The sequence below is a fragment of the Fundidesulfovibrio soli genome, assembly GCF_022808695.1.
In the GTDB taxonomy this organism is placed as follows: domain Bacteria; phylum Desulfobacterota; class Desulfovibrionia; order Desulfovibrionales; family Desulfovibrionaceae; genus Fundidesulfovibrio; species Fundidesulfovibrio soli.
Genome location: NZ_JAKZKW010000001.1, coordinates 386446 through 401151, shown reverse-complemented (window position 1 = coordinate 401151; position 14706 = coordinate 386446). Strand labels below are relative to the sequence as shown.

The following is a 14706-nucleotide window of genomic DNA, read 5'->3' as shown; positions in this document are numbered from 1 at the left end:
GAGCCCGCCCCAAAAGTCAAGCAGTGGCGCGGCCCACGGCGGTGGCCGTGGCGTAGGCCTTGATGCCCTGGCCGGAGCCCGTGAAGCCGAGCTTCTCCTCGGTGGTGGCCTTCACGTTCACGCTGCCCAGAGGCAGGCCCAGCAGCGCGGCCACGTTGCGGCGGATGTGCTCACGGTGGGGGCCGATCTTGGGAATCTGGGCCACGATGGTCAGGTCCACGTGCACCAGGGTCAGCCCGGCGGGCGCGAACCTGGCCAGCACCTCGCTGACCAGCACGGAGCTGGCCAAGCCGCTGAAGCGCGGGTCGCTGTCCGGGAAGTGCTGCCCGATGTCGCCCGCGCAGAGGCAGCCCAGCATGGCGTCTGCCAGGGCGTGCAGGAGCACGTCCCCGTCGGAGTGGGCCAGCACGCGCGGCGCGCCTGGGATGGGCGCGCAGCCCAGCACCATGGAGCGCACGCCTTCGCCCTCGGGGGTCTCGGGCGGGGCGTAGCGGTGCACGTCGTAGCCGAAGCCCACGCGGGGCAGGAGCATGGGCGGAGCCTGAGCGCCGAGCAGGCGCAGGTCCTCCGGGGTGGTCAGCTTCACGTTGTCCTCCGAGCCGGCGACCACGCGCACGGACATGCCCAGCGCCTCGGCCAGGCTCGCGTCGTCGGTGACGTCGATGCCTTCGCGCGCGGCCAGGGCGAACCCTTCGCGCAATACGTTCAATGCGACGCCCTGGGGAGTCTGCACGGCCATGAGGCGGCTGCGGTCCGGCGTGGCGGTCACCACCCCGGCCTCCACCTGCTTGATGGTGTCCTTCACGGGCACGGCGGGCACCACGGCGGGGGCGCCGTCTTCCAGGGCCGCGACCACGCGCAGGATCACCTCGGGTGTTATGAAGCATCGTGCGGCGTCGTGCACGAGCACGTGGGTGCAGCCGGGGGGCAGGGCGGCCAGCGCGTTCTCCAGCGAGTCCTGGCGGCGCGCGCCGCCAGCCACGGCCTTCCAGGCCAGGCCGAGGGGGTTGTCCGCGTCCAGAGCCTCCAGCTTGGGGAGCATGGCTTCAAGCTCGGCCGGGGGCAGGGCGAAGACCATGCCGCGCACCTGAGGCACGCGGGCGAAGGGGCGGGCGGCCTTCCAGAACACGGGCTCGCCGCCCGCGTCCAGGAACTGTTTGCTTGCCCCGAGCTTGGCGGGGGCCATGCGCGAGCCGCTTCCGGCCGCCAGAAGGATGGTCCAGACGTTCATGGTGCTGCGGGGTTGGGGTTGAAACTCAGGAAGCGCGGAGGATGCCTCAAAGCGGGGCGGTTGTCACCTTCGGCGCTCCGCTGGAGGCCGCCCGGCAAATGCCCTGGCCCCCAAAACCGAAACGCCCGCGGGCGCTGGCCCACGGGCGAAATCGGAAGAGGGGAGCCGGCCGTAAGCCGGATTTTGTGGCCGGAGCCCGAAGGCTCCGGTGCGATCATTCCTCTAGGGCGACGATTACTCGCCGCCTCAAGCAACCTACCCGGAAGCTTCGGCCGGGCCAGCCTCGAACGCTTCCCTATTTGGTCTTGCTCCGAACGGGGTATGCCTAGCTTACCGCGTCGCCGCGGCAACTGGTGGTCTCTTACACCACCGTTTCACCCTTACCCTGCGGCCGAGGCCGCAAGGCGGTCTGCTTTCTGTGGCGCTCTCCGGGGATCGCTCCCCCTGGGCGTTACCCAGCGCTCTGCCCTGCGGAGTCCGGACTTTCCTCCCCGGGTTTCCCCGCGGCGACCGCCTGTCCGGCTCCCCCTTCGAATATAATCGCGCGGCGCAGGGGGGCTAGGCCTCCTGGGCTTCCTCGGCCTTCTCCTGGCTCATGATGTGCTGGTCCCAGTAGATCAGGCGCTGGCAGTTGGGGCAGGAGAGAATCTGCTGGCCCTTCTGCAGCTCGATGAACGCCTGGGGCGGGATGGAGATGTTGCAGCCCGAGCACACGCCGTTGGTCACCGACACGATGACCGGGTTGGCCAGGCGCGAACGGATGAACTCGTAGCGCGACAGGATGGGCTTGGGGATCACGCCGCAGGCGTGGGTGCGCTGCTCGGAGAGCTCCGCGATGCGCTTCCCGGCCGCGTCAAGGCGGGTCTTCAGCCCGGCCTGGGCGGTCTCGAGGTCGGCGCGCAGCGCTTCGGTCTGTTCGGAGAGCTCGCGGTCCGCCGTGGTCTGGCGCTCGACCTCTTCGGCGAAGGCCACCTTCTCCTCGTCGCGGGAGCGATTGAGCTTCTCCAGGCTGTCCATCTCACGCACCATGGCGTTGTATTCCTTGGAGTTGCCCACCATCATCATCTTGCTCTTGGATTTCTTCATCCGGACGTGGTCGTCCTCGATGTCGGTCTCCAGGCGGGAGAGCTGGTCCGTCAGGTAGCCGAGCTTTTCGCGAACCTGGTCGCGCTGGGCCTCGACATCGCGGCACTTCTTTTCAAGTGAGGCGATCTCCTTGGGAGCGTTCTCCACTTCGGCGGTGAGGGAGATCATTTCGCCGTCGATCTGCTGCAGAATCACCAACTGTTCGATCTGTTTCTGATACATTGCCGTCTCCGTGTGGAATCGTTGCACCCAGGCGAGGCTAGGCGGGGTTGAGGACCGCGCGCATGGGGTCCGCGCTTGGGAAGAAGCGGACCTCGAGCCCCTTTTCGGAAAAACGTCCGGCAAAATCGCCGGCCAGACGCCGCATCATCTCTTCTTCAAGGCTCCTGTGCCCGACGTCGATGGTCAGGCCCAGGGGTTCGATGTCCAGGGCGGCGTGATGGGTCACGTCACCTGTAATGAAGACGTCCGCCCCTCTGGCGAACGCCTTGGCCGCGCAGGACGACCCGGAGCCGGTGCAGTAGGCCACGGTGCTCACGGTCTCGGGCTGCGCTCCAATGAAGGTATAGAAACTCCGGGGCACAGCCCGGCGCAAAGCGGCAAGGAAGGCCTCCCAGGCCAGCGGGGAGGGCAGACTGCCCACAAGTCCGTAGCCGAACGGCTCACCGGGTTCGGCCAGGCGCACCACGCCCGCCAGGCCGGTGACGTCCTCGTTGGCTTCCAGGTAGGCGCGCAGCTTCGGCCAGTCCGTCTCCGGGCAGGAGAACCCTTGAGGCGCGTGGCGCAGGGCGTCGCGGTCGAAATGGAGCCTGCCCACGTCGATGTCGGAAGGGAGGTTCAGCCCTTCGAAACCGTCGGTGGCCACCTCGCGGTAGAAGGCCATCACGCGCGGCGTGGCGCCCTGGGGGTCGACGATGGACCGGCCTGTCAGGCCGAGTTCGTCAGCCAGCCAGGCGGCGGGGCCGCCGGGAGCGCAGTCGAGGGTTGTGTGCGCGGCCACCAGCCAGGCGTCGCTCGTAAGCAGCAGCTTGAGCGCCGCGCGGTGGTCGCCCAGCGTGTCGGGCAGGCGCGGGGTCTTGCCCAGGGGATGGTGGGTGAGCACCATCTGCGCCCCCCAGCCCAAGGCATGCTCAATGGTCGTGGACGTGGGGTCCAGGGCCACGGCGAGGCGTGTGACTTCAGTCACGGGGGAGGCAACCTGCACGCCGCAGCGGTCCCATTGGGCGGCCATGTGGGCCGGAGCGGCGTGCTCGATGGCGGCGAAGATGTCGCGGATGTTCATATCGCTCAAAAAAGAAAGGCGCTTTCAGGGTATTCCCCTAGGAAAGCACCTTCCGGTGTGTACGGGTTGCGGCGAATGCCGGAAAGAAAGCGTGTGCGATCTTCCGCAACGAATCGTCCTTGAAGTGGTGGGCCTACCAGGGTTCGAACCTGGGACCACCCGGTTATGAGCCGGAAGCTCTGCCAACTGAGCTATAGGCCCCCAGTAAGTTATGAATCCACGCCAATAATACCAATCTTGGCGGCGTGTCAACCCTGGGTTTGCGCCCGCCTATTTTTTCAGGGATTTGACCCAGCTGCTGGCGGCCTTGGCGGCGGTGGCGCCTTCGCCCACGGCTACCGCGATCTGCAGGAAGCCGCCCGTGCAGTCGCCCGCGGCGAACACACCCGGGATGTTGGTCTTCATCTCGCGGTCCACCTCGATGAAATTCCCGACGCGCGTCACGCCCAGTGTGTAGGCGAAATCCGTGGAGGATGCCTCGCCCAGGGCGATGAACAGGCCGTCGGCCTTGAGGACGGTGCCGTCGGCCAGGGTCAGGCTGTCCATGGCCGGGCTGCCGCCGATGGCCGTGATGCCCTGCTCGATGATCTCGATGCCGGCGTCCTGCAGGCGCTTCAGGAACTCTTCGTCCATGGTGGGCTTTTTGCCCAGGGTGCAGACGCGCACGTCCTTGGTGTAATTGAGCAGTTCCAGGGCCTGGTTGGCCGCGAACACGCCCTCGCCGGCCACAACCACGGGCCTGCCCTTGTAGAAGTAGCCGTCGCAGGACACGCAGTAGGAGACGCCCTTGCCCTCGTAGTCCGCGATGCCGGGGATGGGCGGCCTGGAGCGGGAGACGCCCGTGGCCAGGATGAGCGCGTCGGCCTGGTATTCGTTGTTGTCCGTCTTGACCTTGAAGCCGCCGAAGTCGCCGTGGTGCACGCCCAGAACCCGCTCGCAGCGCAGGTCCGCGCCGAAGCCGATGGCCTGGCGGCGTCCCTTGTCCACGAGGTCGCGGCCGGAGATGGACTCTTCGAAGCCGAAGTAGTTGGCAATCTCGTAATCGCCCGCCACCTTGGGGTCGCAGCCGATCAGCAGGGTGCGGATGCCCGCCCTGGCCAGGTAGATGCCGGCGGAGAGGCCCGCGGGGCCCGCGCCGATGATGAGGCACTGTGTGTTTTCCATTCTGATCTCCGGAAGGGTGAAAAAGGCTCGTCTCTTCAATATACGCGGGCGGCCGAAAAAGGGAAGGGCGCCGGGAGGCCGGAAGCCAGACTGTTGCCACGCCCGGGGAAGGGGGATAAATTGAGGAGGATTCGCCACTTCAAAGCATAAAGGACCAGGCACTGCCCATGAATCAGGCCCCATTCGTCACCGGCGACGGCCAGTTGGTGGAAGCCAGCGTCATCCACTTCAACCAGGAGCTTTCCGCCCCCCAGTTGTTCGGCGTCATGCGCCTCAGCCACGTCAGCGACTCCCTGCGCGGCCTGGTGCGCGACATCGCCGAGCGGGCCAAGGCCCAGTCCCGCCCGCTGCAGGACTTCCTGGACCTGAGCGGGCGCAGCGGCCACTCCCGCATCGGCATCGACATCCACCTGGCCGAAGGCGACCCCCACATCTCGGACACGGGCAAGTACATCGAGATGCCCGTGGTGGTCACGGCCCTGAACGCCCACCTGGCCGAGTCCCTCTCCGACCTCAAGATACTCACCCAGCGCTCCCCGGTGGACATCGGCAGGCTCTTCGTGCCCATGGGGCCGCACCTCAGCCGCGACCAGGTGCTCGCAGCCCTGGATCAGGAGGAGCTGCTGCTGCCCGAGGTCCACGACATCGGCCCGGACGGGTTGATCGAGATACCGCTGGACAATGTGCGCTACATCCTCTCCCAGCGGCTGATCTCCATTCCGCACAACTTCGCGGAGATGATCATCAGGGGCAAGCACGGCCTGGCCATGTTCCAGCAGCCCGCGCCCTCGGGCCTGCCGGAGGCCATCGGCCCCAAGGAGTTCTTGGTCAGCGCCCTGCGCATCTCGCTCGGGCCGTACATGGCCTTCATCTCGCGCGAGCTCTCCAACCCGGCGGTGTTCCACCTGGCCTCGCGCCTGCTGGACGGCGTGCGCACCACGGGCATCGCCACCATGCGCCAGGCGGAGATCTTCAACCGGGGGGAGGAGCCCGTGCCCTGCCGGGACCTGCGGCTGCGCATCAAGCTCTACCCGGCGGAGGAGCGCGTCGCGGCCATCTCCAAGCGGGTGCTCAAGCCGGGCAAGGCCACGGCCATCCTGGCCCGGGGCGTGGATTTCGCCGAGATCACCGACATGTTCAACCCATCGGCCTGCGAGGCGCTCTTCGATGAGATCTCCGCCGCGCCGGGCCGGGGAGGGCTCTACGGGCGCATCATGATGCCCGGGCGCATCGTGAACATCGCCTGGGAGCAGGAGGACGGCCGCTGGATACCCGAGTTCCAGTGGCGCCTTGTCTACGAGTGCGCCCGGGGCAACGTGCCCGAGGCCGTGCTGGCCGAGGACGAGATACCCAAGCGCTTCCGCACCTTCCTGCAGGACCTCAAGTACGTTGGCGGGGAGCAGAGCCTCTCCAAGGTGTTCGTGGCCGACGCCCTGCCGCCGGTGGACACCCTGCGCGTGCTCAAGCGCAGCGGCGTGGGAGTGGTGCTCATCAAGAGCATCACCATGCGCGCGGGACGCAACGGGGCCAGGCCCGAATACTATCTGGACCAGTCCTCCTACGAGGAGATCGCCCGCCTCTGGCGCGAGGGCATGCGCTTCTACATGATCTTCGAGTGTTCGGACGGTTGCCACGTGCGCGAGTTCAAGAACGGCTTCTGGGTCAGCGCCGAAGGCAAGGACCGCATGGACCGCATCCACACCACCTTCGCTTTCTTCGGCTCCGTGGTGGACGAGCTCAAGCCGGTGCTGATGCCTCAGTTGGAGGACTTTTTCACCGCCCTGGCAGCGGACCAGCGCCTGGGCGACGGCTTGGCCGTGGCCCACGGCAGCGGCCCGGGCGTGATGAAGGCGGTGGACGACGCGGCGGCCCGCCACGGCATCTACCGCATCGGGGTGGGCATCGACGGCGAGAGGATCGGGCAGGAGACCAACTTCTCCCCCGAGGCGGTGGTCCAGTTCGTGAACATCGCCCTGAACACCCGGCAGGACATCCTGGACCGGCGCTCCATCTTCAAGGTGTTCAACATCGGCGGCTACGGCACCTGCTACGAGATCAACATGGCGCTCACGTTCATGAAGATCGGGCACTGCCTGCCCGCGCCCTACGTGTTCGTGGACCCCATCGGCCTGGACGGGCAGGGCGGACACCTGTGGCAACGAGCCATCGAGCAGTTCCAGGTGCTCTCCAGCGCGCACACCGTGGGCGGGCTGGACATCCCACCCCTGGGGCCCATGTGGGTGGTGAACTGCTGCCACCTGGTGCGCTCCTACCCGGAGGCGCTGCAGGTCATCACGGGCTTCCTGGACGACCCGGCGGCCTACTGGCGCAAGGCGGGCATCGACATCGCCAAGGCCGCTGCAGCGCGCGACAACCTGGCCAGGGCCGGGGTGGTCATTCCGCCCTACATCGAGGGGGCCTTGAGCGACTATCTGATGCAGAAATAGACGGGCGGCGCGTGTTGCGCCGCAAGAGGAAAGGGCGCGGCCTGTGGCTGCGCCCTTTTCTGTTTGGGGGTATGACTGTTTCGGGCTCAGTTGCCGAGCAGGAGCATGGCCTCGGGCGCGACCGTGGGAGAATTCACCCCCAGCGGGGCCCCGATGCCCACGGTCCAGTAGTTGACGCTATTCTGGCCCAACTGCACCGTGTTGACCAGGGGGCCGCTGCCGAACCTGTCGCTGTAGGGGACGCCGTACACCGTATTGTTGGATTCCTCGTATACGACGTTGGCGTAGGTGTTGTAGTAAGTGTTGCCAGGCTGGATGGTGGAGAAGCCCACCATGGGCACGATGGACCACCAGCTGTTGCTGGTCATGTTCTTCAACGGAGTCCCGTTGACCATGTAGTTGCTGTTGTAGAAGCCGCCTAGGATGCCGGTGGTGATTTCCCCGATGATCATGGCGACCGTAACATTGTAGGCGCCGAGGTCGTACAATGAAGGGTTGTCTGTCACGTTGTGAGGCAGATCCGAGTTTTTCAGCGTGTTTTTTGTATAATTCTCGAATGACGTCCAGGCCGATCCGGTCAGGCTTACAGCGCTGGTTTGCACTTGGCCGTAAATGGCGTTGTTGTAATCGTCCACGTTGGCGACGGAGAATGTCACGGTCGCGCCGGACCAGGAATGCAGGGTTGAACTGCCGGGTGTCGAGTAGGTGAGATCGCCTGTGACCGTGAGGTTGCCGTCCTTGTCGGCGGTGGCCTGCATGTCGGCTCCGAACATGTACGCGCCTTGCTGCGGGAAACCAAAGCCGTTGGACCTCTTTATGTGGGTGCTCTGGCCCGCCGCGTAGATCGATTTCAGGTACGGGACGAACGAGGGCCAGGGGTTCGCGCCGTTGTAGTTGCTGGGCCCGATATAGCGAACAACCCTGCCCGCCGCGTTCTTGATCACGGCCGAGGGGTTGCTGTTGGTCAGGGCCGCCATGCGCGCCCCGATCTTCCTGGCAGTGGCGGTGCCCCAGCCCGTCTGTTGCAGCACGGGGGCCGAGGGAGTGGTCTTGGGGTTCACGCTGTAGCTGCGGATGGAGAGCGGGGCGGTGAAGTAGTTGATGGCGGTCAGGTTGCCCTGGTCCCCGCTGTTGCCCGTCATGGTGACTTCAAAGGGCTGGAAGCGCTGGGTGGAGACCAGGTGGGCCGGGGCGGCAGTGCGCGAGTTGTTCGTGGGGTCGTCGTAAAAGATGAAAAACACCGCGCTGTTGGAGTAGGTGACGGTGAGCCCCCCCGGTCCGATGTCGGTGAGTTTGACGGGTGCGGACATCAGGTTTTTGCCCCCGTTGCCGTCATCGAAGCTGATGGAGGTGCCGGAGCCGTAGCTGGCTACGAAGTTGGTGCTCGTTGAAGCGTAATTCGGGTCCTGTATCTGGAGCCAGACCGGACCACTGTAACCGCTTTGCGTGAAGTAGATGGTAAAGGCCTGGGCGGTATCGGGGAGCCAGGCACTGCTCATAAGAATGATGCTGACGAGCAGCATCTTCAAGAAGGGCAGGGAAAGCCTCATGGAACTGTGCGGAATGTCTGTGGCAGGGGGCAGACGCATGACATCAACCTCGTGGTGTTTGCGTTGCTGACGGAGACTGAACGCAGCCGGTTCGGTTCTGGCGCAGTTGGGCTGAACCGGGCAATCACAGGAAATGAATGGGGCCCCGGCCATGCGCAACGCCATGCTGCGGCGATCCTGAGCAAGCATCAGCACAGGGGAGGGGGGATGTCCAGGGCAATCTTGGCGCGTCCGCCAGCGCACGGACGCTCGCTGGCGAAAGCCCGCAAACTGGGCGCATGCGGGCTTCCGCACAGGGATTCACATACCGGCCCTCGCCGAGGCGGAGCGGCCCAAGGATGATCTAGGGCAGCGTTCCGTCCGGTCTCCAGCCCCGCAGGCGGTAATAGTCGCCCAGCAGGCGTTCCATCTCGGCCTCGGTCAGGGTCCGGCCGTCCGGCAGGGCCTCGCGGTGCAGGCGGCCGGGCAGCCGGTCGTCCTTGATGGTCAGGCCTTCGCGCAGGTTGAACTCCCGGGTGAGGTTCAGCACGCGGGCCGCCTTGCGCCTGAGTTCCCCCTTGGAGGCATCCAGCCCCGTGACCAGGCCCACAGCCTTCTCCAACTCCTCCCAGGTGTACATGTCACGGTAGAAGCGGCAGAGGACAAGCGTGTCGAAGATGGTGAGGCGGTCCTCGTAGTCGGTGAGCATCTCGGCCTTGCCCTCGATGGCGTCCGGAGGGATGAAGCCGGCCAGCTCGGGCTTGTAGAACGTGGTGCGCAGGTGGCAGGCCCCCCTGGGGGAGGTGCCGTAGGCCAGGCCCATGCCCTTGAGCACCCGTGGGTCGTAGCCGGGGGGCTCCATGCCCTTGACGTGGATAGCCAGGTCTGAGAGGCCCCATTCCTCGGCCGTGGGCACGATGCCCTCGGCCATGAGTTCGCCTACTCCCCTGCGTTCCGCGATCTCGTGGATGAGCCTGCCCACTCCCTCGAAGTCGCCGTAGTCCAGGCCCAGGTTCAACTTCCCCCTTCGGCAGGCCTCGATGGCCAGGGCGCAGAGGTTCCCGGCGCTGATGGTGTCCATGCCGAGGCGGTCGCACAGGTCGTTGAGCCAGACGATCTCGTCCATCTCCTCGATCATGCACAGGCCGCCGAAGGCGTAGATGGTCTCGTATTCGGGGCCCTCCAGCACCAGCCCCTGGTGGCGGCCCTTGACCAGCTTGGCCATGCGCCCGCAGGCCATGAAACACTTGAGGCAGGCGTGGGGCGTGACCTCGTGCTCCTTGTGGAAGGTCTCCCCGCTGATCCTTGGCCAGTGGTCGCAGGTGCCCTGGCTCCAGTATTTGGCCGGGAAGGCCCCGGCGGTGTTCATCAGCGCCACCATCATGGTGGTCCCGTAGGCCTTGTAGGCCTTGACGCCCTTGTTCTCCTTGCCGGCCTTGGCGAACGCGGCGGCGTAGGCGCGCGCTCCCTTGGGGTCGGCCAGCTCCCGCTTGCGGTCGCCCTGGAAGACAACCGCCTTGAGCCGCTTGGAGCCCATGACCGCCCCCACCCCGGCCCTGCCCGCGCAGCGCCAGAAGTCGTTGGCGATGATGGCGTAGCGCACCAGGCGCTCCCCGGCCGGGCCGATGACCACGGCCCCGGGCGCGCCGAAACCGGGCTTGCCCACGCCCAGGGCGGAGCGGGCGGCGCGTTCGGCGTCGTAGGTCTCCAGGCCCCACATGTGGTCCGCCTCGTGGAAGGCGCACCCTTCAGGGTGGATGGACAGGGCCACGGGCCGTTCCGAGGCGCCCTCGATGACGATGGCGTCGAAACCCGTCTGGTCGATGGCTTCGGGGACTTTGCCGCCCGAATAGGATTCGGCGTAGAACCCGGTCAGGGGCGACTTGGTGAACACGCCGTAGCGGCTTCCGCCCCAGATTGGGCCGCCGCAGAAAGGCCCTGTGGCGAAGATCAGGCGGTTGTCCGGACCCAGGGGGTCCGCGCCGGCGGGGTTGCGCGAGGCGAGCAGGGCCGTGCCCAGCCCCTTGCCCCCAAGCAGGGACTCCAGCAGCCCCTGTTCGGGCGCGTCGATGGAGTAGGTCCTGCTGCCGAGATCCACCGTGAGTATCCTGCCGTAGAATCCGAACATGGGCTTTCCTTCTGGACGCCGGATTGGGCCGGTTGGGGGAGTGGCGCGCCCTTTGCCTCGCGGCAAGAATGCGCCGGGTCAAGCCGTCAAAACGCCAATGGGTCAGTGCTCAGAGTACGCAGCGGTAGATGCTTTCGGCGTCCTCCACGCGCAGCAGGCGCGGGTTGTTGGCCAGCAGGCGGGTGACCTTCATCACGCCCTTGGCCAGGCCGGGGATGTCCGCGTCCTTGACCCCGAAGGAGGAGAGTTTGGCGGGCACCTGCAAATCCTTTGAGAGCTGGCGCAGGCACTCCACCGCCTTGAGCGCGGCCTCCCTGGCGGAAAGGCCCGACACGTTCTCGCCCAGCACCTCGGCCAGGTGCGCGAACTTGGGGATGTTGCCCAGCAGGTTGAACTCCATGACGGGCACGAGCATGATGCTGTTGGCCACGCCGTGGGGGATGTGGTACTCGGCCCCGATGGGGTAGGCGAAGGCGTGCACCGCCGTGACCCCCGCGTTGGCGAAGGCCATGCCCGCCAGCATGCTGCCCTCCATCATCTTGGCGCGGGCCTCGATGTCGCCGCCGTTTGCGAAGGCGGTCCTGATGCTGCCGTGGACCAGTGTGATGGCCTGCAGCGCCAGCATGTCGGTCATGGGTGTGGCGTTCTTGGAAGTGTAGGCCTCCACGGCGTGGATCAGGGCGTCCATGCCCGTGGCCACGGTGATGTGCGGCGGCAGGCCCAGGGTCAGCTCCGGGTCGAGCAGGGCCACGCTGGGGAACAGGTGCGGGCTCACGATGCCCTTCTTGAGCTTCTCGTGGTGGTCGGAGAGGATGGCTATGGGCGTGACCTCGCTGCCCGTGCCCGCCGTGGTCGGGATCAGGATGAGCTTGAGCCCGGGCTTGGGGACGAGGTCGATGCCGAACATGGAGGAGACGTCCCCGGGGTTGGTGGCCAGGATGGAGGCGACCTTGGCCACGTCCTGCGCGGAGCCGCCGCCCAGGCCCAGGATGACGTTGGCCTTGAACTCCTTGACCTTTTCGCTGGCCCGCACCGCCGTCTCGTAGGAGGGGTCGGCCTCCACGTCGGAGAAGCGCGCGAAGGCGATCCGCTCCTGCTTCAGCAGGTTCTCCACCTTGTCCACCAGGCCGGTCCCGGCCAGGCCCGGGTCCGTCACCACCATCACCCGCTTGCCGCCCAGCCTGCGGACTTCCTCACCCAGCTTGGCTATCGATCCGGCGCCCATGACGATGCGCCGCGTGGTCTGAAACGTCGTAACGGTTCCCATGGCAGTACCCCTGCTTGGTTCGGCTCCGCCAGCGCGGGCCATTGTGCGGTGCGTGCCGTCTTCGGCTCAGGCCTGGCCGTCCGTTCAGAAACGCGGCTTCGCGCCGCGCCCCGCGGGCGGCCTCCGCTCAGACCGCGAGGTAGCGGCTTTGTATCTCGCCGTCGTTCCTGAACGAATCCACCGAGCCCGTGTAGACGGCCCGGCCCTTGTCCATGACGGCCACGCTGTCGGAGACGGCCAGGGCGAAGCGGATGTTCTGCTCCGAAAGCAGGATGGTCGTGCCTTCGCGCTTGAGCCGCAGCACAAGCTCCTTGAGCTCGCCCACGATCACCGGGGAGAGGCCCTCGGTGGGCTCGTCCAGGATGAGCACCTCGGGGTTGCCCATGAGGGCGCGTCCGATGGTGAGCATCTGCTGCTCGCCGCCGGAGAGCGAGCCGCCCATGCGGTCGAGCATCCGGCGCAGGGTGGGGAAGCACTCCAGAACGGTCTCCAGGTTCCAGCGCCCGGTGCGACCGGAGATGACGCCCATCTCCAGGTTCTCGCGCACGCTGAAGGGCCCGAGGATGCGCCTGTCCTCCGGGACGAAGCCCAGGCCCAGCCTGGCCATCTTGTAGGGGGGCAGGCCCGCGCACTCGCGCCCCATGAACTGCACCCGCCCCGACTTCGGCGGGGAGAGGTTCATGAGCGAGCGGAACGTGGTGGTCTTGCCCGCGCCGTTGCGGCCCACGAGGCAGACGGTCTCCCCCTTGCGGACCTCGAGGCCCATGTCGAAGAGGATGTGGCTGCGCCCGTAGAAGGTGTTGAGCCCGCCGGCCGAGAGAATGGGGTTCATGCGACCTCCTCGCCCAGGTAGGCGGTGATGACGTCCTGGTTTTTGCGGATGTCCTCGGGCGGGCCTTCGGCGAGCAGCCTCCCGCTCTGGAGGACGCGCACGTTCTGGGCCAGGCCGAAGACCGTGTCCATGTCGTGCTCGATGAAGATCAGGGTGAGGTTGAAGTCCTTCCAGAGCTTGCGCACCAGCTCGCGGGTGAGCTGGCGCTCCTCGGGGGACATGCCGGAGGTGGGCTCGTCGAGCAGCAGCAGCACCGGCTCCAGGGCCAGGGCGATGCCGATGTCCAGGAGCTTCTGGTCGCCGTGGGCCAGTTCGTGAGCCTGCCGGGCGGCGTAACGGGCCAGGCCCAGGCTGTCGAGGATCTCCATGGCCCGCTTGGTGGCGCGCTTGAACTCAGAGACGGGGCGCAGGGGCCTGCGCGTCTGGTCCAGCTTGGAGAGGCAGGCCACGCGGATGTTGTCCAGCACGGTCTCGCCCAGGAACAGCGAGGCCACCTGGAAGGCCCGGCCGACCCCTAGGGCCACGATCTGCTGGGTGGTCCTGCCCACCAAGTCCCGCCCCTGGAAGAGGATGCGGCCGCTGTCCGGGCGGAGATGCCCGGTGATCTGGTTGAACAGGGTGGTCTTGCCTGCGCCGTTGGGGCCGATGACCACGGATATCTCGCCCGGCATGACCTTGAAGCTCACGTCGTCGGTGACCTTGAGGCCGCCGAAGGCCTTTGAGAGGCCCACCAGTTCGAGGATCGGGGCTGTGGCTTCCATCTCAGTTGCCCTCCTCCCGGGTTGTCAGGGTGGGCTGCCTGCCGGGCAGGCGCGTCCAGAGCTGGCTGATCTCGCCCATCAGGCCGCGCGGTAGCCCGAGCACCATGACCAGCATGACCGTGCCGATGATCAGCGACCAGTACTCCGTGAAGGCGCCCACCACGTCCTCGATGGTCACGATGACCGCCGCGCCCACCAGGGGGCCGAAGAACTGGCCGATGCCGCCCAGGATGGACATGAGGATCACGTGGCCGGAGGTGGTCCAGTAGAACATGTCCGTGTGGATGGAGTAGTCCACGCCGCTCATGAGCCCGCCGGCCAGGGCCGTGAACAGGGAGGAGATCATGTAGATGCGCTGCTGGTTGCGGCGCACGCGCCTGCCCAGGAAGCGCACGCGCTCCGGGTTCTGGCGCACGCAGCGCAGGATGAGCCCCATGGGCGAGGCCGAGAGCCTGCCCAGGAACCAGATGGAAGCGCCCACCAGGGCCAGCACCAGGTAGTAGTAGACCACCTTGTTGGAGAATATGCCGGGCGGGATGATGTTCTGTACGCCGTCGTCGCCCCCGGTGAAGGAGTACCACTTGAACACCACCTGCCAGCCCAGTTGGCCGAAGGCCAGGGTCAGCATGGTGAAGAACACGCCGCTGACCCTGATGATCAGGTGTCCGAGCAGCCAGGCGGTCACGGCGGCCAGGACGATGCCGATGGCCATGCCCGGGAAGAACCAGGCCTGGCCGAGGTACTTCACGCTCAGTCCCGCGCCGTAGGCTCCCATGCCGTAGTAGAGGGCCTGCCCGAAGGAGAGCATGCCCGTCACCCCGAAGAGCATGTTGAAGGACACCGCGAACAGGCCCCACACGAGCACGTGCGCGGCAAGGAGCATCTGGTAGTTGGTGGTCTTGAGCACCGGGACCAAGCTGAACACCACAAGGAAGATCAGCAGGTACCAGGTGTTGGCGGTTTGCGGCTTGCTTGGCAT

11 protein-coding genes, 1 tRNA gene and 1 other RNA gene are annotated in these 14706 nt (G+C 66.5%); 1 reads left to right on the top strand and 12 read right to left on the bottom strand.

Going from position 1 to position 14706, the window contains the following annotated elements:
* Window positions 1-16: 16 nt before the first annotated feature.
* The 6 genes from ispD to MLE18_RS01870 all read right to left on the bottom strand — a co-directional run bounded on the left by ispD (window position 17) and on the right by MLE18_RS01870 (window position 4763).
* Complete coding sequence (gene ispD, locus MLE18_RS01895; RefSeq protein ID WP_243366836.1) at window positions 17-1231, bottom strand: 2-C-methyl-D-erythritol 4-phosphate cytidylyltransferase; 1215 nt, start codon at window positions 1229-1231, stop codon at window positions 17-19.
* Window positions 1232-1388: 157 nt separating this feature from the next.
* Window positions 1389-1757: RNase P RNA component class A (gene rnpB / locus MLE18_RS01890), an RNA gene on the bottom strand.
* 32 nt (window positions 1758-1789) lie between these two features.
* Complete coding sequence (locus MLE18_RS01885; protein WP_243366834.1) at window positions 1790-2539, bottom strand: zinc ribbon domain-containing protein; 750 nt, start codon at window positions 2537-2539, stop codon at window positions 1790-1792.
* Window positions 2540-2576: 37 nt separating this feature from the next.
* Entirely contained in the window at window positions 2577-3599 is a 1023-nt protein-coding gene (locus MLE18_RS01880) for a Nif3-like dinuclear metal center hexameric protein (RefSeq protein WP_243366832.1), read from the bottom strand.
* A 125-nt stretch (window positions 3600-3724) separates the two neighbouring features.
* Window positions 3725-3800 (bottom strand) — tRNA-Ile (locus tag MLE18_RS01875).
* 69 nt (window positions 3801-3869) lie between these two features.
* A complete protein-coding gene (locus tag MLE18_RS01870; RefSeq protein WP_243366830.1) occupies window positions 3870-4763 on the bottom strand; it encodes an NAD(P)/FAD-dependent oxidoreductase in 894 nt (297 codons plus the stop codon).
* A 167-nt stretch (window positions 4764-4930) separates the two neighbouring features.
* Here MLE18_RS01870 and MLE18_RS01865 point away from each other — a divergent pair, with 167 nt between their 5' ends.
* Complete coding sequence (locus tag MLE18_RS01865) at window positions 4931-7210, top strand: Rossmann fold nucleotide-binding protein (RefSeq protein ID WP_243366828.1); 2280 nt, start codon at window positions 4931-4933, stop codon at window positions 7208-7210.
* A gap of 86 nt (window positions 7211-7296) precedes the next feature.
* Here the strand turns inward: MLE18_RS01865 and MLE18_RS01860 are convergent, their stop codons facing one another.
* The 6 genes from MLE18_RS01860 to MLE18_RS01835 all read right to left on the bottom strand — a co-directional run bounded on the left by MLE18_RS01860 (window position 7297) and on the right by MLE18_RS01835 (window position 14706).
* A complete protein-coding gene (locus MLE18_RS01860; RefSeq protein WP_243366826.1) occupies window positions 7297-8760 on the bottom strand; it encodes a hypothetical protein in 1464 nt (487 codons plus the stop codon).
* Between the two features lie 343 nt (window positions 8761-9103).
* Complete coding sequence (locus tag MLE18_RS01855; RefSeq protein WP_243366824.1) at window positions 9104-10867, bottom strand: aldehyde ferredoxin oxidoreductase family protein; 1764 nt, start codon at window positions 10865-10867, stop codon at window positions 9104-9106.
* 109 nt (window positions 10868-10976) lie between these two features.
* A complete protein-coding gene (locus MLE18_RS01850) occupies window positions 10977-12134 on the bottom strand; it encodes an iron-containing alcohol dehydrogenase (RefSeq protein ID WP_243366822.1) in 1158 nt (385 codons plus the stop codon).
* A 127-nt stretch (window positions 12135-12261) separates the two neighbouring features.
* A complete protein-coding gene (locus MLE18_RS01845) occupies window positions 12262-12966 on the bottom strand; it encodes an ABC transporter ATP-binding protein (protein ID WP_243366820.1) in 705 nt (234 codons plus the stop codon).
* Window positions 12963-13727: an ABC transporter ATP-binding protein gene (locus MLE18_RS01840; protein WP_243366817.1), complete on the bottom strand. Its 765-nt coding sequence runs from the start codon at window positions 13725-13727 to the stop codon at window positions 12963-12965. Before MLE18_RS01840 ends, MLE18_RS01845 begins: the two co-directional genes overlap by 4 nt.
* A 1-nt stretch (window position 13728) precedes the next feature.
* The gene (locus MLE18_RS01835; protein WP_243366815.1) at window positions 13729-14706 is read right to left on the bottom strand and encodes a branched-chain amino acid ABC transporter permease; all 978 of its coding nucleotides are present in this window, start codon (window positions 14704-14706) and stop codon (window positions 13729-13731) included.

Excerpts from the sequence above, each read along its gene's own strand:
- MLE18_RS01885 (WP_243366834.1), bottom strand. The coding sequence starts at position 2,539 with ATGTATCAGAAACAGATCGAACAGTTGGTGATTCTGCAGCAGATCGAC.
- MLE18_RS01845 (WP_243366820.1), bottom strand. The coding sequence starts at position 12,966 with ATGAACCCCATTCTCTCGGCCGGCGGGCTCAACACCTTCTACGGGCGC.
- MLE18_RS01870 (WP_243366830.1), bottom strand. The coding sequence starts at position 4,763 with ATGGAAAACACACAGTGCCTCATCATCGGCGCGGGCCCCGCGGGCCTC.
- ispD (WP_243366836.1), bottom strand. The coding sequence starts at position 1,231 with ATGAACGTCTGGACCATCCTTCTGGCGGCCGGAAGCGGCTCGCGCATG.
- MLE18_RS01855 (WP_243366824.1), bottom strand. The coding sequence starts at position 10,867 with ATGTTCGGATTCTACGGCAGGATACTCACGGTGGATCTCGGCAGCAGG.
- MLE18_RS01865 (WP_243366828.1), top strand. The coding sequence starts at position 4,931 with ATGAATCAGGCCCCATTCGTCACCGGCGACGGCCAGTTGGTGGAAGCC.
- MLE18_RS01835 (WP_243366815.1), bottom strand. The coding sequence starts at position 14,706 with ATGCCAAGCAAGCCGCAAACCGCCAACACCTGGTACCTGCTGATCTTC.
- MLE18_RS01880 (WP_243366832.1), bottom strand. The coding sequence starts at position 3,599 with ATGAACATCCGCGACATCTTCGCCGCCATCGAGCACGCCGCTCCGGCC.
- MLE18_RS01850 (WP_243366822.1), bottom strand. The coding sequence starts at position 12,134 with ATGGGAACCGTTACGACGTTTCAGACCACGCGGCGCATCGTCATGGGC.
- MLE18_RS01840 (WP_243366817.1), bottom strand. The coding sequence starts at position 13,727 with ATGGAAGCCACAGCCCCGATCCTCGAACTGGTGGGCCTCTCAAAGGCC.
- MLE18_RS01860 (WP_243366826.1), bottom strand. The coding sequence starts at position 8,760 with ATGAGGCTTTCCCTGCCCTTCTTGAAGATGCTGCTCGTCAGCATCATT.